Raw genomic sequence first — 18,880 nt, 5'->3', positions numbered from 1 at the left:
GTCGGCGCCACAGTCAGCCAGCACCCCGCCACACCACGAGGAGTCAGCAACAGATGGCCTTCTCCGTTCAGATGCCGGCACTCGGCGAGAGCGTGACCGAGGGAACGATCACCCGGTGGCTCAAGCAGGAAGGCGAGACCGTCGAGGTCGACGAACCCCTGCTTGAGGTCTCGACCGACAAGGTCGACACCGAGATCCCGTCACCGGCCGCCGGTGTGCTCCAGCGCATCATCGCCCAGGAGGACGACACCGTCGAGATCGGCGCCGAGCTCGCCTTGATCGCCGACAGCGGCGAGGCAGCGGCCCCCGCACCGGCACCGGCCGCCCCCGCAGCAGCTCCCGCCGAACAGCCGGTCGCCGAGCAGCCCGCGCCCCCGCAGCCGGAAACCCCGGCTCCGGCCGCCCCCGCTGGTGGCGCGGCGGGCACCGAAGTCAACATGCCCGCCCTCGGCGAGAGCGTCACCGAGGGCACCGTGACGCGGTGGCTCAAGCAGGTCGGCGAGACCGTCGAGGTCGATGAGCCGCTGTTGGAGGTCTCGACCGACAAGGTCGACACCGAGATCCCGTCGCCGGTTGCCGGCACCCTGCTGGAGATCGTCGCTGGTGAGGACGACACCGTCGAGGTCGGCGCCAAGCTGGCCGTGATCGGTGCCGCGGGCGCGGCTGCCGCCGCTCCGGCCGCACCGCCAGCGCCCCCGGCCCCGCCTGCTGCTCCGGCCCCGCCCGCACCTGCACCTGTGGCTCCGTCTGCGCCAGCTCCCGCCGCCACTGCTCCGGCACCTCCCGCGCCTGCGGCCCCGCCCGCGCCAGCTCCCGTCGAGCAGGCTCCGAACGGTGGTGCGCCGTACGTGACGCCGCTGGTGCGCAAGCTGGCCAACGAACACGGCATCGACCTGTCCGCGATCAGGGGCAGCGGTGTCGGCGGCCGGATCCGCAAGCAGGACGTGCAGGCCGCGATCGACGCCAAGCAGGCCGCCCCGGCACCAGCTGCCGCCACCGCCGCCCCGGCTGCGGCCGCCGCGCCGAGCGCCCCGGCGCCGGTGGTGGTGGAGCCTTCGGAGGAGGCCAAGGCGCTGCGCGGCACCACGCAGAAGATGTCCCGGCTGCGCCAGCTGCTGGCGCGCCGGATGGTCGAGTCGCTGCAGACCGCGGCGCAGCTGACCACGGTGATCGAGGTCGACGTGACCAAGATCGCCCGGCTGCGGGAGCGCGCCAAGGCGGGCTTCGAGGCGTCCGAAGGTGTCAAGCTCTCGTTCCTGCCGTTCTTCGCCAAGGCGACTGCCGAGGCGCTGAAGCTGCACCCGAAGCTGAACGCCTCGATCGACGAGGAGAACAAGCAGGTCACCTACCACGGTGCCGAGCACCTGTCGGTCGCGGTGGACACGGAGCGCGGCCTGGTCTCGCCGGTCATCCACGACGCCGGGGACCTCAACCTTGGCGGGTTGGCCCGCAAGATCGCCGATCTGGCGGCGCGGACCCGGAACAACAAGATCAAGCCCGACGAGCTCTCCGGCGGCACCTTCACCATCACCAACACCGGTAGCCGCGGCGCGCTGTTCGACACGCCGATCCTGAACCCGCCGCAGGTGGGCATGCTCGGCACCGGCGCGGTGGTGAAGCGCCCGGTCGTGGTCGCCGACGAGAACGGCGGCGACACGATCGCGATCCGCTCGATGGTCTACCTGGCGCTGTCCTACGACCACCGGCTGGTCGACGGCGCGGACGCCGCGCGCTTCCTGGCCACGGTCAAGCAGCGGCTGGAGGAAGGCGCCTTCGAGGCCGACCTGGGCCTGTGACACCGTCGTGAGTGCGCAGTAGCGCTCCAGTGCTGCTTCGCACTCACGACACTCGCACCTTTTCGCCCAGTGCGGGACGATTCTTGCTATGCGCGTGGTTGTCGCCGGTTCGTCCGGGCTGATCGGCACATCTCTGGTGGCGGCGTTGCGGCAGGCCGAGCACGACGTGCTCCGGCTGGTCCGCAGGCTCCCGGCCGCCCCCGACGAGCGGGGTTGGGATCCGGAGACCGGCAAGATCGATGCGGATGCGCTGGAGGGCGCCGACGCGGTCGTGAACCTGTGCGGCGCGGGCATCGGCGACAAGCGCTGGACGCCGGAGCGCAAGCGGCTGCTGGTGCACTCCCGGGTGCGGCCGACGGAGGTGCTCGCCGAGGCCGTCGCCGAACAGGGCGTACCGGTGCTGGCGAACGGTTCCGCGGTGGGCTACTACGGCAACAGCGGTTCGAAGCCGGTGACCGAGTCCGGCGAACCGGGCACGGATTTCCTCGCCGACCTGTGCCGCCGCTGGGAGGCCGCGACCGAGGCGGCGTCCCGGGCCGGTGTCCGCGTGGTGCTGTTGCGCAGCGGCCCGGTGCTCTCGCCCGCCGGTGGGTTGCTCGGCCAGCTCCGACCGCTGTTCGCGATGCTGCTCGGTGGCCGACTCGGCGATGGAACCCAGTACCTGCCGTGGATTTCGCTGGACGACGAGGTCGCCGCGATCCGCTTCGTGCTGGACCGGCCGGAGATCTCCGGTCCGGTCAACCTCACCGGCCCCGCACCGGTCACGAACGCGGAGTTCACCCGAGCGCTGGGCGAGGTGCTGGGCCGGCCCGCGCCGTGGATCGTGCCGGGCTTCGCATTGCGGGCCGTGCTCGGCGAGATCGCCGAGCAGGCCTTGGGCGGGCAGCGCGCATTGCCGACGATGTTGGAAGCGCACGGCTTCACCTTCCAGCATCCGTCGGTCGGGTCGGCGCTGGCGGCGGCCGTTTCGTCGTGAACCGCACGGTTCGCACGGGCGCTTCGAGTTCGTCCGGTCGGCGCGGGCGTAGCCTTGCCGCGTGAGTCGTGCCAATATGTCGTGCCGCGCATCCACAGCCGCAGTGGAAGTGCGTGACCTGGGAACCATCGATTACCTCTCCGCCTGGGACCTGCAGCGCGAGCTGGCCACCGGCCGCGCCGAGGAGCAGAATCCGGACACCGTGCTCTTGCTGGAGCACCCGTCGGTCTACACGGCGGGCAAGCGCACCACACCGGAGGACCGGCCGACGGACGGCACGCCGGTCATCGACGTGGACCGCGGCGGGAAGATCACCTGGCACGGACCTGGGCAGATCGTCGGTTACCCGATCCTGAAGCTGGCCGACCCGATCGACGTGGTCGATTACGTGCGCCGGTTGGAGCAGGCGCTGATCTGGGTGTGCGATCAGTTCGGACTCGAAGCGGGCCGGGTCGACGGCCGCAGCGGGGTCTGGCTGCCCGCCGACGACGCGCGCCCTGAGCGCAAGATCGCCGCGATCGGCATCCGGGTGCAGCGCGGCGTCACGATGCACGGACTGGAGTTGAACTGCAACGCAGACCTCAGCTCGTTCGACCGGATCGTGCCGTGCGGCATCAGCGACGCGGGCACCACTTCGCTGAGCCTGGAAACCGGTCGGACGGTCACCGTCGCTGATGCGTTGCCGCTGGTGCGGCGGGCGGTGCTGGAAGCGTTGGACGGCGTGCTGCCGGTCGCCGAGCGCAACATCCCGCGCAGGCAGGCGACGGCCGCGGGCGTGACGCTCGCACTGGATCCGAGCCTGCGCTGATCCGGATCGACTGACAGATCTACACCACTCCTCTAGTATTCCAGAATTACGGACTACTAGAGGAGTGATGTCATGCCGTTGTCCCGTCGCAGCCTGCTGGCCGCCGCCGCAGGGGTGGCGCCGCTGCTGCTGATCGCGCCCAGCGCAGTCGCCCAGTCGCCGCCGAGCCAGCCGGACCTGGCGACCCCGGAGGGCTGGCTGACCTGGCTCAGCACGCACCGCGATCAGGTCGGCATCGTCGTCGACGACGGGCGCGGGCAGCGACTGGTGCACCGTCCGAACGCCGCCGAGCCGCTGGCCTCGGCCGTCAAGGTCGTGCACCTGGCCGCCTATTCGATCGCCGTCGCCAAGGGCCGGTTGGACCCCGCGGAGCAGATCCGCGTCGGCGACTGGGAGCGGTTCTACGTGCCGCTCGACGGCTACGCGCACGCGAACGCGCTCAAGTACCTCGGCATCCCCACCGACCCCACGGGCCTGTTCGCGGCCGATCCGGAACACCGCGTGGCGCTCGACGACATGGCCTCGGCCATGATCATGTTCAGCGACAGCGCCGCACCCGACTACCTGCGCAACCGGCTCGGCGATGCCGCATTGCAGCAAGCGGCCGCAGCGGGCGGCTGGTCCCGCCCGGACATCCGGTCCATGTGCGCGGAGTACCTGTTCCTGGCGCTGCCGGAGCTCGCGCCGCCCGCACAGCTGCCGACCCCGGCCCGGCGGATCTTCGGCTACGCCCTGGAACGCCGCTTCAGCAACGACGCCGAACTGCGCAAGCGCATGCTGGATCGGCTGCTGCGGGGCAGCCTGCCGCCGTACGAGCAGCAGTGCGAGTGGGGCTCGGACACGATGTCGGCGACGGCGGCGCAACTGGCCGCGCTGCACCACGCCGTCGCCACCGGCGTCCTCCCGGCCGAGACCGCCCGCACCCACCTGGAACGACCGCTCAGCGGCAACCTGCCGCCCGGCGTGCTGGGGATCGGCATCAAGGGCGGCAGCCTGCCCGGGGTCCTGACCTGCGGGATATCGGTGCGGCGGCAGGACGGCACCGTCGCCTCGGGAGCCCTGCTCTCGCACGGCGACATCACGCTGGACCAGCTCGGCACGGGTGACCCGGGGTTGCCGCTGCTGCTGGCCATCGAAAACCCGCAGTGGCGGGACCGGTTCGCGCAGACACTCACCGGCTGAGGCAAGCTCGACCGGTGACATCGGAGGACTTGCACCAGCGGATCGCGGCACTCGAAGAACGCGTTGCGGCACTGGAAGGCCCGCGGCGCGCCGACTCGGTCGAACCCAGCGGCGGTGTCGTGCAGTACGAGGGCAACCTGGTCGAACCGGTCGAACTGGAGTGGCGGATCCAGGTCGACCCGGCCTGGGTGCTCGCCATGGACGACGGCCCGCGCGCCGATGTGCTGGCCGCGCTCGGGCACCCGGCGCGCGCCGCCATCGTGCGCCTGCTGGCGCAGGAAGGCGCCCAGCCCGCCGCGGCCCTGCAGACCGCGGCGGACCTGGGATCCACCGGCCAGCTCTACCACCACCTGAAGAGCCTGACGTCCTGCGGCCTGGTGGAACAGGACAAACGGGGTTCCTACCGGCTACGCCCCCAAGCCACGATCCCGGCCCTGATCCTGCTCACCGCGGCCTCCGACATCGCAGGTCAACTCCACCCCGACCGCACCCACCCGTTCAGGTGAGAGGTGAAGGGCACCTTTGACCGGCATAGTCGGCCAAAGGTGCCCTTCACCCGAAAAAAATCAGAGTTGTGGGGCGATTTCGGATGCGACCAGGTCGAGGTGGTCCAGATCGGTCAGGTCCAGCACCTGGAGGTAGAGGCGGGTGATGCCGGTGCGCTCCCGCCAGGTGCCGATCTTGTCGACCGCCTCGGCGGGAGTGCCCGCCAGCCCGGCGGCGCGCAGGTCGGCAACCTCCCAGCCGATGGCCTCCGCCCGGCGGGCGAGCTCCGCTTCGTCCTTGCCCACGCACAGCACCAGAGCGACGGAGCGCACCACTTCGCCCGCGTCCCGGCCGATCGCCGTGCACGCCGCGCTCACCCGCTCGAACTGCTCGGCGGCCGTGTCGACGTCGGTGAACGGCAGGTTGAACTCGTCGGCGAACCGCGCGGCCAGTTCCGGAGTGCGCTTCTTGCCCTTCCCGCCGATCAGCACCGGTGGGCGGGGCCGCTGCACCGGCTTGGGCAGCGCGGGCGAGTCGGCCAACTGGTAGTACTCGCCCTGGAATCCGAAGGTCTCACCGGGCGGGGTGTCCCAAAGCCCGGTGATGATCTCCAACTGCTCGGTGTAGCGGTCGAACCGCTCCTTCAACGACGGGAACGGGATGCCGTAGGCGGTGTGCTCCTCCTCGTACCAACCGCTGCCGAGGCCGAACTCGACGCGCCCGCCGGACATCTGGTCGACCTGGGCGACGGAGATCGCCAACGGCCCGGGCAGCCGGAAGGTGCCAGCCGACATCAGCGTGCCCAACCGGATCCTGCTGGTCTCGCGGGCCAGCCCGCCGAGCGTCACCCATGCGTCGGTCGGGCCGGGCTCGCCGGTCACCGATCCCATCTTCAGGTAGTGATCGGAGCGGAAGAAAGCGTCGTAGCCGGTTGCCTCGGTGTGCTTGGCCACCCGCAGCAAGTCGTCGTAGGTCGCGCCCTGCTGGGGCTCGGTGAAGATCCGCAACTTGAAGTTCTCACTCACGGCTCCCGAGGCTAGTAGCAAGATCTGCCCGACGCCGCAAACCGGCTCAGGTCGTTCGCAAGCCGATGAGGACCCGCTCCACGCACTCCCCGATGTCGGCGCGGGCCTGCTTGGGCGATCCGGATCCGGCGATCGCGGTGGCCCCCGCCGACAGCGCGCCGAACATGACCCGGGACAGCGCCTCGATCGGCAGCGGGTCGATCTCACCCGTCTCGACCAGCGCCGTGACCACACCGCGAACCACGCCGAAGGTGTGGGCCTCCTCGGCCGCCCGCCAGCGATCCCACCCCATCACCGCTGGCCCGTCCTGCACCACGATGCGCTGGTAGGACGGTTCGAGGCAGACCTCCAGGAAGGCCCGCAGCCCAGATCTCGTTGCCTCCCACGGACTTCCGGTGCCCGAGATGACCTCGGCCAGCCGGGCGACCACGTTGGTCTCCACCGCGTCGAAGGCGGCCTCGAACAGCGCCTGCTTCCCGCCGAAGTGGTGGTAGAGGGCGCCTTTGGTGACGCGGGCGCGCTTGGCGATCCCGTCCAGCGAGGTGCCCGCGTAGCCGTGTTCGGTGAACAGCTCCACGGCGGAGTCCACCAGTGCCTGCCTGGTGCTTTCCGAGTACTCCACGCGTCGTGGTCGAGCTGTCGCCATGTTCACAACCCTATGACATACCGACGGTACGCAGCCGTGGTACCTTCGGTGCACCAACATACTCTCGGTATGCCGCACACCTGGGGTATCACCCCGGTCCGACCCCGGAGAGCCGAACATGAGTTGGAACGACTTCCACCAGCGGCAGCACTCGATCCAAACGGTGCTCGACAACGCTCGCCGAAGCCCATCCGAGGCCGTGACCCAGGTGCCCGCACCCTTCACCGACTCGGCCGAACTGCTGCGCGCTCTGCACTACAAGTGGAACCAGCAGCTGACCGGCCGCATCGAGGTCGCACTCGCCGCGACCGAAGACGCCCCGCACGACGACCGCGTCCAGTCGGTCACGGCGGCGTGGCGCCAAACCGCCGCGGCCAACGCAGTGCTGCGCGACGTGCTCGACCAGCACAGCGCGCATCCCGCGCTGGAGGCCTGCGCGGCAGGTGAGCAACGGATGCTCGCGCTCGCCGCCGGACTCGCCGAGCACACCGAGCCCGCCAAGGACATCGCCCGCGTCGGCATGGCCTTCCTGCAGCTCCTGCGCGCCACGCCCAGCGACCCGCGCGGTGGTTGGCGGCGCAAGCTCATGCCGAGCTTCTGAGTTCCACCCATCGCCGCGTTTCCACGTCGGCCGGCGCCTGGACCAGCACCGTCGTCGAGTCGTCCGGCTGCAACAGCGAACACGTGAACCGCAGGCGATGGCCCCCGGACAACACCGTGACCGGCCAACTGCCGAACTCCCGCACCGCTCGACAGCTCCACCAGTGGTCCAGATCCGGACGCAGCTCGCGCAAGCGCTCCATCACACCGGAATCGTCCGGGTACCGATCGGCGCGCACTCGGAAGCGGAGGAACAGCTCATAGAGGAACCGCTCCTCGGGCACCAGCATTTCCTCCAGCCGATGACTGCTCGCCAAGGTCAGCAAGAGATTCGGTCGACCGGAAAGCGCAGGCTCCGGCCATACCGCCGCGTAGGCGGCGTTGCCCGCCAGCACGTCGTACCGCCGGTTCAGCACCAGCGCCGGGGTCAGCGGCCAACTGTCCAGCATCGGCCGCAGCCACTCGACCGCCCCATCATCTTCCGCGGCATCGTCGGCCACGTAGCCCCCGAGTGCCAGCAGGTGCCGCCGCTCGTCGCGCGCCATCCGCAAGGTGCGGGCCAGCGCCTCCAGAACCTCGCGCGAGGTCTGCACCCGCCCCTGCTCCAGCCACGTGTACCAGGCCAGACCAACCCCCGATGCCGCCGCGACCTCCTCGCGGCGCAGTCCCGGAGTTCGGCGCCGACCGGTGGTCACGACCCCGAAATCGGCCGGATCGACGTGCTCCCGGATTGCGCGCAGGAACGCGCCGAGTTCCCGGCGCCGGAAGTCCGCTGCGGTCGTCACGACGCCAGCCTATGACCTGGGGTCACCGCATAGATCCGCTGCTGGCTGGGATGCACTGCGGCGACCACGCTAGGCGCCGTCCACCCCGAACCGGAAGGAACGGCCCGTGTCCCAACAGCTTTGGCGCCGCAACCCAGACTCCTCGAACCTGCCCGAACCCCGGTCGTTCGTGCGCGTGTTCGTCGCCCCGGAAGAACTTGAATCCACCACTGCCTGGTACGAACGGCTGCTCGGTGTCGAGCGCGACATGGTCATGCCTTACCCGGAGAAGGACCTCGCGCTCAACGCGGTCGGCAGCTTCCTGATCATCGCTGGAACCGACGAGTCGCTGGCCCCGTTCCGCCAGACCGTCGGGACCCTGCTGGTCCCCGACATCGGCCCCTACGAGCAGCGCTTCCAGCAGGAGGGGCTGGAGTTCGTCCAGCAGCGGTTCCGGGCCCCGGTCGGCGAAGGATTCACCGTCCGCCACCCGGACGGCACGGTGATCGAGTACGTCCACCACCGGCCCATCGCCGACGAGCTCGGCTGATCGCCTGCGGCGTCGGCCCAGGTGGTGACCGTTCTCACCCTTTCGGACCGGGGAGATCGAAGGCGTAGCCTGGGCGTCGTGACTGTCGCGCCGGAGGGTCGGAAGCTGCTGCGGCTGGAGGCCCGCAACAGCCAGACGCCGATCGAGAAGAAGCCGTCGTGGATCAAGACCCGCGCACGGATGGGCCCCGAATACCAAGAGCTCAAGGGTCTCGTCCGCCGCGAGGGCTTGCACACCGTCTGCGAAGAGGCGGGCTGCCCCAACATCTTCGAATGCTGGGAGGACCGCGAGGCGACCTTCCTCATCGGCGGTGACCAGTGCACCCGCCGCTGCGACTTCTGCCAGATCGACACCGGGAAACCGGCCGAACTCGACGTCGAGGAGCCGCGCCGGGTCGCCGAGTCGGTGCAGGCCATGGGCCTGCGCTACTCCACGGTGACCGGGGTCGCCCGCGATGACTTGGCCGACGGCGGCGCCTGGTTGTACGCCGAGACGGTGCGGGAGATCCACGCGCTGAACCCGGGCACCGGTGTGGAACTGCTCATCCCGGACTTCAACGCTGAACCCGACCAGCTCGCCGAGGTGTTCGGCTCCCGGCCGGAGGTGCTCGCGCACAACGTGGAGACGGTGCCGCGGATCTTCCGCCGCATCCGGCCGGGCTTCCGCTACGAGCGGTCGTTGAAGGTGCTCACGATGGCCCGCGAGGCGGGGCTGGTGACCAAGTCGAACCTGATCCTGGGCATGGGCGAGACCCCGGAGGAGGTGCGCCCGGCGCTGCAGGACCTGCACGACGCGGGCTGCGACATCATCACCATCACCCAATACCTGCGGCCCAGCGCGCGGCACCACCCGGTGGACCGGTGGGTCAAGCCGGAGGAGTTCGTGGCGCACACCGAGGCCGCCGAGGAGATCGGTTTCCCCGGTGTGATGGCGGGCCCGCTGGTGCGCTCCAGCTACCGGGCCGGCCGCCTGTACGCCAAGGCGACCGTGCACCGCGGCATGCCACTGCCGGACGACCTCTCCCACCTCGCCCAAGCGGGTACCGCCGCCCAAGAAGCCAGCAGCCTGCTCGCCCGCTGATCTTTTCCCGAGTGAGGGGCACCCGTGACCAAGTAACTGGGTCACGGGTGCCCCTCACGCTTCAGCTGACGGTGTGATCAGGGATGGAGTTCACGGGTCGGTTACGCATCCGGACCGCCGCTGCACCTGGTTGAGCCAGCGCCGTATCCTGAAAACCATGGCCAAGCAGGACCAGGACAAGGCAGCCAAGAAAGCGGCGGCCAAACAGCGGCGCCAGGCGACTCGGGGCCGCATCAAGCAGATCTTCGAGGCGTTCAAGATGCAACGCCGGGAGGACAAGCTGCTCGTCCCGCTGATGCTCGGGGCGTTCCTCGGCGTAACCGTCGTGGTGTTCCTGGTGGGCATGATCTGGAACGTGCACTGGGTGTTCCTCCCGGTCGGCCTGGCTTTCGGTCTGTTGGCCGCAGTGATCATCTTCGGGCGGCGGGTGCAGGCCAACGTCTACCGCAAGGCCGACGGACAGCCCGGTGCGGCCGGATGGGCGTTGGACAACCTGCGCGGCCGGTGGGTGCTGAACCAGGCCGTGGCGGGCACCGCCCAACTCGACGCGGTGCACCGGCTGATCGGTCGGCCCGGCGTCGTGCTGGTCGGCGAGGGCGCCCCGCACCGGGTCAAGTCGCTGATGTCGCAGGAGAAGAAGCGGGTCGCCAGGCTGGTCGGCGACACCCCGATCTACGAGATCGTGGTCGGCACCGAAGAGGGTCAGGTCCGGCTGAGCAAGCTGCAGCAGCGGATCATGAAGCTGCCTCGCAACATCGGCCCCGGCCAGATCGACTCGATCGAGAACCGGTTGGCGGCGCTGGCCAGCCGCGGCAACGCGATGCCCAAGGGTCCGATGCCGCAGGGTGCCAAGATGCGCAACGTGCAACGCGCCGTCCGCCGCGCGAAGTAGGTCCCGACCGCGAGCGCAGTTCATCCGCAGGAATGTGAGAAGCGGGCCCGGGATCAACTCGGGCCCGCTTCTTCGTGGGCTTGGCTCAGCGGCTGAGGACGATGGTGCCGCTGAGGCGGTCGTGCCAGGAGCGGCCGTCGAAGTTCCACACCACCGCCGGGATGATCAGCAGCGTCAGCCCGCAGCGCAGGATCGCGCGCAGCGGCCCCACCATGCCGGTGCTGTCCATCCGCGCGACCCAGATCCGCAGCATCGCCATGCCCGGCGTGACGCCGAAGAACGACACCGGCACGACCGTGATCACGAACCAGGTCAGCAGGCTCCAGTCACCGGGGTAGTTCGGCACCGTGAACGCGGCGGTGACCAGCGCCGCCAGCACGATGTCGATCAGGAACGCCAACGCGCGTCTGCCCAGCGGCGCCGCGGACCCGGGACCGTCCTCGGGCAGGCCGAGCTTCTCGCCGCGCCACTTGGGCCGCACCTCGTCCGCCTGCTCCCGCGCGTGGTTCAATGCGCCTTTCGGGCCGTCCAGCCACGAGCCGATGACTCTTCGCACGTCATCCAGGGTACGGTGCCACACCAGTGCTGCCGTCGGAGCACCACTGTCGGCCGGTTCGCGCAACCCCAGCCACCCGAACAGGTGGCAGTTAACGCCCACGAAACATTCAAGTGACGGCAGGGCAACACCCATGACATACCGTGGGCGCCGAGCCGGCGACGGAATCTTGGCATGGCGTCGGTGAGCTGTACGAGTGCGTGAAGGAGCCACCGAGGTTGTTCAAGAATCCTGACGAGGTCCTGCGCTTCATCGCTGATGAAGACGTGAAGTTCGTCGATGTCCGGTTCTGCGATCTACCGGGCGTGATGCAGCACTTCACGGTTCCCGCCGCGTCGTTCGACCAGGATGCGTTCACCGAGGGACTGGCCTTCGACGGCTCCTCGGTGCGCGGCTTCCAGTCGATCCACGAATCGGACATGCTGCTGCTGCCGGACCCCTACACCGCGCGGGTGGACCCGTTCCGTGCCGAGAAGACGCTGATCCTGAACTTCTTCGTGCACGACCCGTTCACGCTGGAGCCCTACAGCCGCGACCCGCGCAACATCGCGCGCAAGGCCGAGCAGTACCTGGCCGAGTCCGGCGTGGCCGACACCGCGTTCTTCGGCGCCGAGGCCGAGTTCTACATCTTCGACTCGGTCAAGTTCGGCGAGGACGCCAACAAGACCTTCGCCGAGGTCGACTCGATCGAGGGCTGGTGGAACACCGGCCGCGACGAGGACGGCGGCAACCGGGGCTACAAGACCCGCTACAAGGGCGGCTACTTCCCGGTCTCCCCCTACGACCACTTCGCCGATCTCCGCGACCAGATGGTCCAGCAGCTGATCGGCTCGGGCTTCACCATCGAGCGCGCGCACCACGAGGTCGGCACCGGCGGACAGGCCGAGATCAACTACAAGTTCAACACGCTGCTGCACGCGGCGGACGACTTGCAGCTGTTCAAGTACGTCATCAAGAACACCGCCTGGCAGCACGGCAAGACCGCGACGTTCATGCCCAAGCCGCTGTTCGGTGACAACGGTTCCGGCATGCACACCCACCAGTCGCTGTGGAAGGACGGCAACCCGCTGTTCTACGACGAGTCGGGTTACGCCGGCCTGTCGGACACCGCGCGCTACTACATCGGCGGCATCCTGCACCACGCGCCGAGCCTGCTGGCCTTCACCAACCCGACGGTGAACTCCTACCACCGCCTGGTGCCGGGCTTCGAAGCCCCGGTGAACCTGGTGTACTCGCAGCGCAACCGCTCCGCGTGCATGCGCATCCCGATCACCGGTGCGAACCCGAAGGCCAAGCGGGTCGAGTTCCGCTGCCCGGACCCGTCCGGCAACCCGTACCTGGCGTTCGCCGCGATGATGATGGCCGGTCTGGACGGCATCAAGAACAAGATCGAACCGGCCGAGCCGATCGACAAGGACCTCTACGAGCTGCCGCCCGAAGAGGCCAAGAACGTGCCGACCGTGCCGGACAGCCTGGCCAAGGTCATCGACAACCTGGAAGCCGACCACGACTTCCTGCTGGAGGGTGGCGTGTTCACCCCCGACCTGATCGAAACCTGGATCAGCCTGAAGCGGGAAGATGAGATCGACCCGATCCGGCTGCGGCCGCACCCGCACGAGTTCGCGCTGTACTTCGACGTGTGATCCGCTGGACCGCTCGGTGAGCGGGGTGGGGACTTCGGTTCCCACCCCGCTTGCTTTTTCCCGCCAGGCGGTAGCATCCGGTGTTATTAGCGCAGAACCGCAGCGAATGGCGGTGCCCTGGCCGGATCAGATCCCCTGCCACGGCGAGATCAGCGCACCGACGGTGCCGGGTTTGAACCGCAGCAGCGAACCGGCGTATGGGTCGGCGAGCAGGGCGTGTTCGTCGTAGCCGAAGCACGCCGAGGTCACGTACATCTCCTCCAGCCGCGAGCCACCGAAGGTCAGGCTGGTGATCCGCCTGGTCGGTGCCCACAACACGGTTTCGAGGTCCCCGCTGGGCGCGTACCGGTGGATCCGGCCGGTCCAGTGCATCGCGACCCACACGCAGCCTTCGGCATCCACCGCGATGCCTTCCGGGCTGCCCTCGGATTCCGCGCACACCACCCACTGCCGCCCGGCGATCGCCCGCGCCCGTTCCACGTCGTAGTCGTAGACCCAGATGGTGCGCGTGTCGACCAGGTACATCCGGCGGCCGTCCGGACTCCAGGCCAGGCCACCCGCGCCGGTCACACCGTCGACCAGCAGCCGAGCGCGGTCGCTTTCGAGCACGTACAGCGCGCTGGCGCGCAGGTCGCGGGCATGCGTCAGGGTGCTGGCCACGAACCGTCCAGCCGGGTCGCAGGCGCCGATGTTCATCCGGTCGCCGTTGCGCACCTGCACCACCGGTTCCAGCGCGGCACGCCCCAAATGCACCCGCGCGAAACCGTGCCCGGCGGCGGCGATCAACTGCCCGTGCCTGGTGGCCCCCAGCGCGGTCACGACACCCGGCAGCACCCGCACTTCGTCGATACCGGAATCCCGGTGATAGGTGTGCAATTCGCGGCGCAAGAAATCCACCCAATGCACACAATTGAGCGCCGACATCCACAACGGGCTCGCCCCGCACAGCGCCTGCCGATCGACGAGCAGCTCGAAGTCCACGGACATCGACTCCTCCAGCATCGCCGACCACGCCTGCCCCTGATCGTCGAGGCTACTGGCGAATTCGAAAACTCGGGACCGCCGACCGGGTTCGCCAAAAAATGTCCAATGCGGACAACACAGCAGCTGCGTTGCCCCACGATGCATCGTCCGGACGAATCTGATTGCCGCCATCGCGGGCAACCGAACAATTGCCGACAACTTTGTCCAAATAGTCCACAACACACGCTCCGGCGCAGGTCAACTGCCCGAAACCGGCGGAATTTCCCGAACGAAGCAAACCCGGTCGTGCCCCCGGCCATCGTAATTCTGGTGCACCGGTACCCCATCGATTTCGGCATCACCCGGAACCAACTGGAATCCCATGCGCCGGTGAAAACCGATCGATCCGGTGTTCGCCGGGGAGGTGATGCAGTGGACGCGGCTGCGCCCGGCACGGGAAGCGACGTCGAAAAATGCGGTGTAGAGCTGGCGCGCGAGTCCCCTCCCGCGCAGCGCCGGATCGACGCCGACAAAGTGGATGTAGGCCTCCGCCGGGTGGTCGAAGGACAGGAATCCGACCAGAAAGCCCACCATTCGACCGTCCTGCTCGGCGACGAAGCTCGTGCCGGAGAAATGCTGCAGGAACAACCGCGGCACCAGCAACGACAATTCGCGGGCCGCCGCCGGGGCGCGGGAATCCGTCCACCACGACTCGATCGCCGCCACGATCCGCAGATGGTCGCGTTCTTCGGCCTGGCGCAGCTGATCGGTCACGGCACCCACCCTAGGCGGCGGTCACGAGTCGTAGAAGACCCGCTCGACCACCGCGCGGGCGCGCCGCGTCACCCGGAGGTAGTCGTCGACGACCTCACCGGTGTCCACCCCGGCCGGATAGCCCAGAGCCGCTGCCACCGCGCTGAGTTCCCGTGTCTGCTTGGGAAGCTGATCGCCGGGCTTGCCTCGGACCAACATCACCGCGTTGCGCACCCGCATCGCCAACGTCCACGCCTCGATGAGCTCGTCGGCGTCACCGGCAGCCAGCAGGCCGACGCCGGCTGCGGCGCGCAGCCCGTCCACCGTCGACGTGATGCGCAGTTCGCCGAACTCGTGCGCATGCCGCAGTTGCAGGAGTTGCAGCGTCCACTCCACGTCGGCCAGACCACCGCGGCCGAGCTTGGTGTGCGTGGCCGGGTCAGCGCCGCGTGGCAGCCGCTCGGAATCCACCCGCGCCTTGATGCGGCGGATCTCCCGGACCTTCGACTCGTCCAGCCCACCGTCTGGATATCGGATCGGATCGATGGCGTGGCAGAACCGCTCCCCCAGGTCGGCGTCGCCCGCGACCGCACGCGCCCGCAGCAGGGCCTGCGCCTCCCACACCTCGCCCCAACGCCGGTAGTACGACAGGTAGGAATCCAGGGTCCGCACCGGCGCACCCCGCCGTCCCTCCGGCCGCAGATCGATGTCGACTTCCAAAGCCGGATCCTGGCTCGGCGCACCCAGCAGGCGCCGCACCTGCTCGACGACCGCAGTGGCGAACCGAACGGCCGTGGTCTCGTCGGCGCCGCCGACCGGCTCGCACACGAACAACACATCAGCGTCGGAACCGTAACCGAGTTCGGCGCCGCCCAGACGCCCCATGGCGATCACCGCGATCCGCGCCGGAACCTCCGCCGCGGACCGGCTGGCCACATCTCGCACGGACACGTCCAGCGCCGACTCCAGCACCGCCACCCAGATGCTGGACAGCGCCCGGAACACCTCTGCCGGTTCCGCCAGACCGAGCAGGTCACCGCACGCGATGCGCAGCAGTTCGTGCCGCCGCAGCGAACGCGCCGCCGACACCGCCCGCTGCGGATCCGAATACCGCGCCACCGCACTGCGCAGCGACGCCGCGGCCTCCATCGGATCGCGTTCGGCCAGGGCGGGCGTGTCCGACAACAACCGCAGCACTTCCGGGGCACGCACCAGCAGTTCCGGCACCAGCTTCGAGGTGCCCAACAACTGCGCCAACCGTTCGGCGACCACGCCTTCGTCACGCAGCAGCCGCAGGTACCACGGCGTTTCGGCCAACGCCTCGGACACCTTGCGGTACGCGAGCAGGCCGCCGTCCGGATCCGGGGTGCGCGCCAGCAGATCCAGCAACATCGGCAACAACGTGCCCTGGATGCTCGCCCGCCTCGACACCCCCGACGTCAACGCCCCGATGTGCCGCAGGGCGCCTTCCGGGGACGTGTAGCCAAGCGCTGCCAGCCGCTCGACAGCCGCCGAGGTCGTCAACCGCAGCGCCGCAGTCGGCACCTTCGCGACGGCTTCCAGCAGCGGACGGTAGAAGAGCTTCTCGTGCAGCCGCCGAACCCGGTTGCCGTGCCTGCGGAATTCCGCGACCAGGGCCTGCGCGGCGGTGTTGCGACCGGAGGAGCGCAGGCCGACCGCGCGGGCGAGCACGCTCAGCGCGTCGCTGTCGTCGAACGGCGGGAACAGGTGGGTGCGACGCAATTGCCGGAGCTGCAACCGGTGCTCGACGGTGCGCAGGAACCGGTAGGAGTCCACCAGGTCTGCGGCGTCGGAGCGGGCCACGTAGCCGCCCTCCCCCAACGCCCGCAACGCGTCCAACGTGGACTTCGGCCGCAGCGAATCGTCGCTGCGCCCGTGGACCATCTGCAGCAGCTGCACGGCGAACTCCACGTCCCGCAGCCCGCCGCGCCCGAGCTTGAGCTCGCGCTCGACCAGCTCCAGCGGAACGTGGTCCTCGACCCGCCGCCGCATCGACCGGACGTCCGCCACAAAATCCTCGCGTTCCGCGGCGGTCCACACCAAGGGCTGCACCGCATCGAGGTAGCGCACGCCGAGCTCTTCGTCCCCGGCCACCGGACGCGCCTTCAACAGCGCCTGGAACTCCCAGGTCCGGGCCCACCTCCGGTAGTAGCTGAGATGCCCGTCCAGGGTGCGCACCAGGGCCCCGGCCTTGCCCTCGGGACGCAATGCGGCGTCGACCTCGAAGAAAGCCGGGCTAGCGATTCGCATCATGAGGCTGGCCAGCCGAGTCGCGACCGGGATGTCCGACTCGCTGTCAGCGACGAACACCACGTCGACGTCGCTGACGTAGTTCAGCTCCCGGCCACCGCATTTGCCCATCGCGATCACCGCGAGCCTGGGTACCTCGGCCACACCGGAGCGCTGCAGTTCCGCCACGGCCACCGACAGAGCGGCCCGAAGCGCGCCCACCGCAACGTCCGACAACGTCGCGGCGACGTTCTCGTACGGCATCGTAGGTAGCGACGGTTCCACGACACTCGCCATGTCGTGGCCAGCGACGTCCAACAGCAATCCTCGATACGTGCCGCGCAGCGCACGCACCGCATCGACTCCGTGCAGCTTCGCGACCGGGCCGCCCGCCGTCCCCGGCACACCGCCGCCGTCCGCGCCCACCGCGGTCAGCAGCACCGACGTGCGTTCCGGGAGCGTGTTGGGCTGCACCGCGTCCGAGCGCAGGCGGCGCCAGTCGGCCGGGTGTGCCACGAGGTGATCAGCGAGCGCCGTGGACTCACCGAGCACGCCGAACAACCGGCCACGCAGCCCGACATCGTCGGCCAGGGCGCCCGACAGCTCCGCCCAGGCCGAATCGGCGACGTCTCGGAGCCGGTCGAGCGAGTGCAGCGCCAGATCGGGATCCGGGGTGCGGGACAGCGCGGCCACGATCGGCTCGGCTCCCTCCGGGCCGAGGTCGGACCACCAACCGGCTCGTCTCAGTTGGGCCTCGGCACGTGGCGCATCGCTGAAGCCGTAGCGTGCGGGAGAAGGCACCGAACCCGATCGCGTCGAGTTGCTGTTGGCCATGTTCGAACCGTAGTCCGAACCGGATGCCGATGAAGAGCCAGCCTTACGACAATCACGCCAGCGGTAGGAACCTGGTGGTGCTGCGTTCCTCCGGCGGGGTGGCGACCAGCCGCACGAAGCGTTCCGCGACCGGCTGCCACGTCTCGGCGAGATCGGCGTGGAACTCCGCCAGGTGCTCCGGCTCGAACTGCCCGGGGCGGGCGGTCGCCGCCGTATCGGAGGAAAGCCGAGCCCACTCCAGCACGATGTCCGGCGTGGTCTCGATGTGGAACTGCAGCCCGTATGCGCAGTCGCCGACCCGGAACGCCTGGTTGTCGCACTTCGGGGAGGATGCGAGCAACTGAGCCGATGGCGGCAGAGTCGTGATCTCGTCGGAATGGAACTGCAACACGTCAGGCGTCAGCGGCAGTGGACCGAGCAGTGGATCCGCTGCCGCGGCATCGCGCTTCGCGACCAGGAGCGTGCCAACCTCGGGTCCTTTGCGCGCGGGACGTACCTGTCCACCGGTCGCGGCGGCGAGCAGCTGGGCGCCGAGGCAGATCGCCAGGACCGGAATCCGCTGGGCAACCGCTCTGCTGAGCAGGCCGCGAACTCCGGCCAACCAAGGATGATCGGCGTCGTCGTACGCGCCCATCTCACCGCCGAGCACAACAACGCCCTGATGGTTGTCGAAATCAGTGGGCAGCTCTTGTTCAGCCGGGAGGACGACATCGAGATCCGCACCGGCCGCCAGCAGCCATTCGCCCAACTCACCCAGCGGATCCAGCTTCGATGGCTGGACGACGAGAACCCGCGTACCACTCATGTCCGTGAGCGTACGTGTTGATGACGCGTTCACCCAACGAGGTTAGGGTCAATATTGTGATCTATTGGAAAGCAAAAGGAGGGGCTTCCTGTTCCGTTGCCGGAACGGGAAGCCCCTCCTTTTTGTGTTGTGTGTCGGTGGTGCCTTACTCTCCCACACCCTGTCGAGTGCAGTACCATCAGCGCTGGGGAACTTAGCTACCGGGTTCGGAATGGGACCGGGCGTACCCTCCCCGCCATCGCCACCGACAACCCCTCACACCCCCACCACC

18 protein-coding genes and 1 rRNA gene are annotated in these 18,880 nt (G+C 69.0%); 10 read left to right on the top strand and 9 right to left on the bottom strand.

Going from position 1 to position 18,880, the window contains the following annotated elements:
• Window positions 1–53 precede the first annotated feature (53 nt).
• The 5 genes from sucB (at window position 54) to ACTWQN_RS14975 (ending at window position 5,268) form a co-directional block, all read left to right on the top strand.
• A complete protein-coding gene (gene sucB, locus ACTWQN_RS14995; protein WP_443204076.1) occupies window positions 54–1,796 on the top strand; it encodes a 2-oxoglutarate dehydrogenase, E2 component, dihydrolipoamide succinyltransferase in 1,743 nt (580 codons plus the stop codon).
• An 88-nt stretch (window positions 1,797–1,884) separates the two neighbouring features.
• Window positions 1,885–2,772, top strand: coding sequence for a TIGR01777 family oxidoreductase (locus tag ACTWQN_RS14990; protein ID WP_443204075.1), 888 nt, complete (start codon window positions 1,885–1,887; stop codon window positions 2,770–2,772).
• 76 nt (window positions 2,773–2,848) lie between these two features.
• A complete protein-coding gene (gene lipB, locus ACTWQN_RS14985) occupies window positions 2,849–3,580 on the top strand; it encodes a lipoyl(octanoyl) transferase LipB (protein ID WP_443204308.1) in 732 nt (243 codons plus the stop codon).
• A gap of 72 nt (window positions 3,581–3,652) precedes the next feature.
• Window positions 3,653–4,762 (top strand): serine hydrolase, encoded by a 1,110-nt coding sequence (locus tag ACTWQN_RS14980; protein ID WP_443204074.1) that lies wholly within the window; start codon window positions 3,653–3,655, stop codon window positions 4,760–4,762.
• Between the two features lie 14 nt (window positions 4,763–4,776).
• Window positions 4,777–5,268 (top strand): ArsR/SmtB family transcription factor, encoded by a 492-nt coding sequence (locus ACTWQN_RS14975; RefSeq protein WP_443204073.1) that lies wholly within the window; start codon window positions 4,777–4,779, stop codon window positions 5,266–5,268.
• A 60-nt stretch (window positions 5,269–5,328) separates the two neighbouring features.
• Here the strand turns inward: ACTWQN_RS14975 and ACTWQN_RS14970 are convergent, their stop codons facing one another.
• Window positions 5,329–6,273, bottom strand: a complete 945-nt coding sequence (locus ACTWQN_RS14970; protein ID WP_443204072.1) for an LLM class F420-dependent oxidoreductase — start codon at window positions 6,271–6,273, stop codon at window positions 5,329–5,331.
• A gap of 46 nt (window positions 6,274–6,319) precedes the next feature.
• The gene (locus tag ACTWQN_RS14965) at window positions 6,320–6,919 is read right to left on the bottom strand and encodes a TetR/AcrR family transcriptional regulator (protein ID WP_443204071.1); all 600 of its coding nucleotides are present in this window, start codon (window positions 6,917–6,919) and stop codon (window positions 6,320–6,322) included.
• A 118-nt stretch (window positions 6,920–7,037) separates the two neighbouring features.
• On the opposite strand from ACTWQN_RS14965, the gene ACTWQN_RS14960 reads away from it, so the two are divergent.
• Entirely contained in the window at window positions 7,038–7,520 is a 483-nt protein-coding gene (locus tag ACTWQN_RS14960) for a hypothetical protein (RefSeq protein WP_443204070.1), read from the top strand.
• Here the strand turns inward: ACTWQN_RS14960 and ACTWQN_RS14955 are convergent.
• On the bottom strand, window positions 7,504–8,304 hold the full coding sequence (locus tag ACTWQN_RS14955) for a helix-turn-helix transcriptional regulator (RefSeq protein ID WP_443204069.1): 801 nt from the start codon (window positions 8,302–8,304) through the stop codon (window positions 7,504–7,506). The genes ACTWQN_RS14960 and ACTWQN_RS14955 overlap by 17 nt on opposite strands.
• Before the next feature lie 106 nt (window positions 8,305–8,410).
• Between ACTWQN_RS14955 and ACTWQN_RS14950 the strand changes: the two genes are divergently transcribed.
• The 3 genes from ACTWQN_RS14950 to ACTWQN_RS14940 all read left to right on the top strand — a co-directional run bounded on the left by ACTWQN_RS14950 (window position 8,411) and on the right by ACTWQN_RS14940 (window position 10,805).
• Window positions 8,411–8,833, top strand: coding sequence for a VOC family protein (locus tag ACTWQN_RS14950; RefSeq protein WP_443204068.1), 423 nt, complete (start codon window positions 8,411–8,413; stop codon window positions 8,831–8,833).
• Between the two features lie 78 nt (window positions 8,834–8,911).
• Window positions 8,912–9,913: a lipoyl synthase gene (gene lipA / locus ACTWQN_RS14945; protein WP_443204067.1), complete on the top strand. Its 1,002-nt coding sequence runs from the start codon at window positions 8,912–8,914 to the stop codon at window positions 9,911–9,913.
• A gap of 157 nt (window positions 9,914–10,070) precedes the next feature.
• Complete coding sequence (locus ACTWQN_RS14940) at window positions 10,071–10,805, top strand: DUF4191 domain-containing protein (RefSeq protein ID WP_443204066.1); 735 nt, start codon at window positions 10,071–10,073, stop codon at window positions 10,803–10,805.
• An 85-nt stretch (window positions 10,806–10,890) separates the two neighbouring features.
• Here ACTWQN_RS14940 and ACTWQN_RS14935 read toward each other — a convergent pair whose 3' ends face one another.
• Window positions 10,891–11,361 (bottom strand): RDD family protein, encoded by a 471-nt coding sequence (locus ACTWQN_RS14935; RefSeq protein ID WP_443204065.1) that lies wholly within the window; start codon window positions 11,359–11,361, stop codon window positions 10,891–10,893.
• A gap of 218 nt (window positions 11,362–11,579) precedes the next feature.
• Here ACTWQN_RS14935 and glnA point away from each other — a divergent pair, with 218 nt between their 5' ends.
• On the top strand, window positions 11,580–13,004 hold the full coding sequence (gene glnA, locus ACTWQN_RS14930; RefSeq protein ID WP_443204064.1) for a type I glutamate--ammonia ligase: 1,425 nt from the start codon (window positions 11,580–11,582) through the stop codon (window positions 13,002–13,004).
• A 126-nt stretch (window positions 13,005–13,130) separates the two neighbouring features.
• On the opposite strand, the gene ACTWQN_RS14925 is transcribed toward glnA, so the two are convergent.
• The 5 genes from ACTWQN_RS14925 to rrf all read right to left on the bottom strand — a co-directional run bounded on the left by ACTWQN_RS14925 (window position 13,131) and on the right by rrf (window position 18,858).
• A complete protein-coding gene (locus tag ACTWQN_RS14925) occupies window positions 13,131–13,991 on the bottom strand; it encodes an SMP-30/gluconolactonase/LRE family protein (RefSeq protein WP_443204063.1) in 861 nt (286 codons plus the stop codon).
• Window positions 13,992–14,225: 234 nt separating this feature from the next.
• Window positions 14,226–14,741, bottom strand: a complete 516-nt coding sequence (locus ACTWQN_RS14920; RefSeq protein WP_443204062.1) for a GNAT family N-acetyltransferase — start codon at window positions 14,739–14,741, stop codon at window positions 14,226–14,228.
• Window positions 14,742–14,762: 21 nt separating this feature from the next.
• The gene (locus ACTWQN_RS14915; RefSeq protein WP_443204061.1) at window positions 14,763–17,804 is read right to left on the bottom strand and encodes a bifunctional [glutamine synthetase] adenylyltransferase/[glutamine synthetase]-adenylyl-L-tyrosine phosphorylase; all 3,042 of its coding nucleotides are present in this window, start codon (window positions 17,802–17,804) and stop codon (window positions 14,763–14,765) included.
• A 52-nt stretch (window positions 17,805–17,856) separates the two neighbouring features.
• A complete protein-coding gene (locus tag ACTWQN_RS14910) occupies window positions 17,857–18,609 on the bottom strand; it encodes a type 1 glutamine amidotransferase (RefSeq protein WP_443204060.1) in 753 nt (250 codons plus the stop codon).
• A gap of 132 nt (window positions 18,610–18,741) precedes the next feature.
• Window positions 18,742–18,858 (bottom strand): 5S ribosomal RNA (gene rrf, locus ACTWQN_RS14905).
• Between the last annotated feature and the right edge of the window lie 22 nt (window positions 18,859–18,880).

It is taken from the genome of Saccharopolyspora antiqui (assembly GCF_052246905.1).
Classification (GTDB): Bacteria; Actinomycetota; Actinomycetes; order Mycobacteriales; family Pseudonocardiaceae; genus Saccharopolyspora.
The sequence above is the reverse complement of the archived record's forward strand: the minus strand, read 5'-3'. Positions and strand labels throughout refer to the sequence as shown.

What these genes read in the sequence shown, in the direction of transcription:
- sucB (WP_443204076.1), top strand. Translation starts at nt 54, where the DNA reads ATGGCCTTCTCCGTTCAGATGCCGGCACTCGGCGAGAGCGTGACCGAG.
- ACTWQN_RS14990 (WP_443204075.1), top strand. Translation starts at nt 1,885, where the DNA reads ATGCGCGTGGTTGTCGCCGGTTCGTCCGGGCTGATCGGCACATCTCTG.
- lipB (WP_443204308.1), top strand. Translation starts at nt 2,849, where the DNA reads ATGTCGTGCCGCGCATCCACAGCCGCAGTGGAAGTGCGTGACCTGGGA.
- ACTWQN_RS14980 (WP_443204074.1), top strand. Translation starts at nt 3,653, where the DNA reads ATGCCGTTGTCCCGTCGCAGCCTGCTGGCCGCCGCCGCAGGGGTGGCG.
- ACTWQN_RS14965 (WP_443204071.1), bottom strand. Translation starts at nt 6,919, where the DNA reads ATGGCGACAGCTCGACCACGACGCGTGGAGTACTCGGAAAGCACCAGG.
- ACTWQN_RS14960 (WP_443204070.1), top strand. Translation starts at nt 7,038, where the DNA reads ATGAGTTGGAACGACTTCCACCAGCGGCAGCACTCGATCCAAACGGTG.
- ACTWQN_RS14940 (WP_443204066.1), top strand. Translation starts at nt 10,071, where the DNA reads ATGGCCAAGCAGGACCAGGACAAGGCAGCCAAGAAAGCGGCGGCCAAA.
- ACTWQN_RS14925 (WP_443204063.1), bottom strand. Translation starts at nt 13,991, where the DNA reads ATGTCCGTGGACTTCGAGCTGCTCGTCGATCGGCAGGCGCTGTGCGGG.
- ACTWQN_RS14915 (WP_443204061.1), bottom strand. Translation starts at nt 17,804, where the DNA reads ATGGCCAACAGCAACTCGACGCGATCGGGTTCGGTGCCTTCTCCCGCA.
- ACTWQN_RS14910 (WP_443204060.1), bottom strand. Translation starts at nt 18,609, where the DNA reads ATGAGTGGTACGCGGGTTCTCGTCGTCCAGCCATCGAAGCTGGATCCG.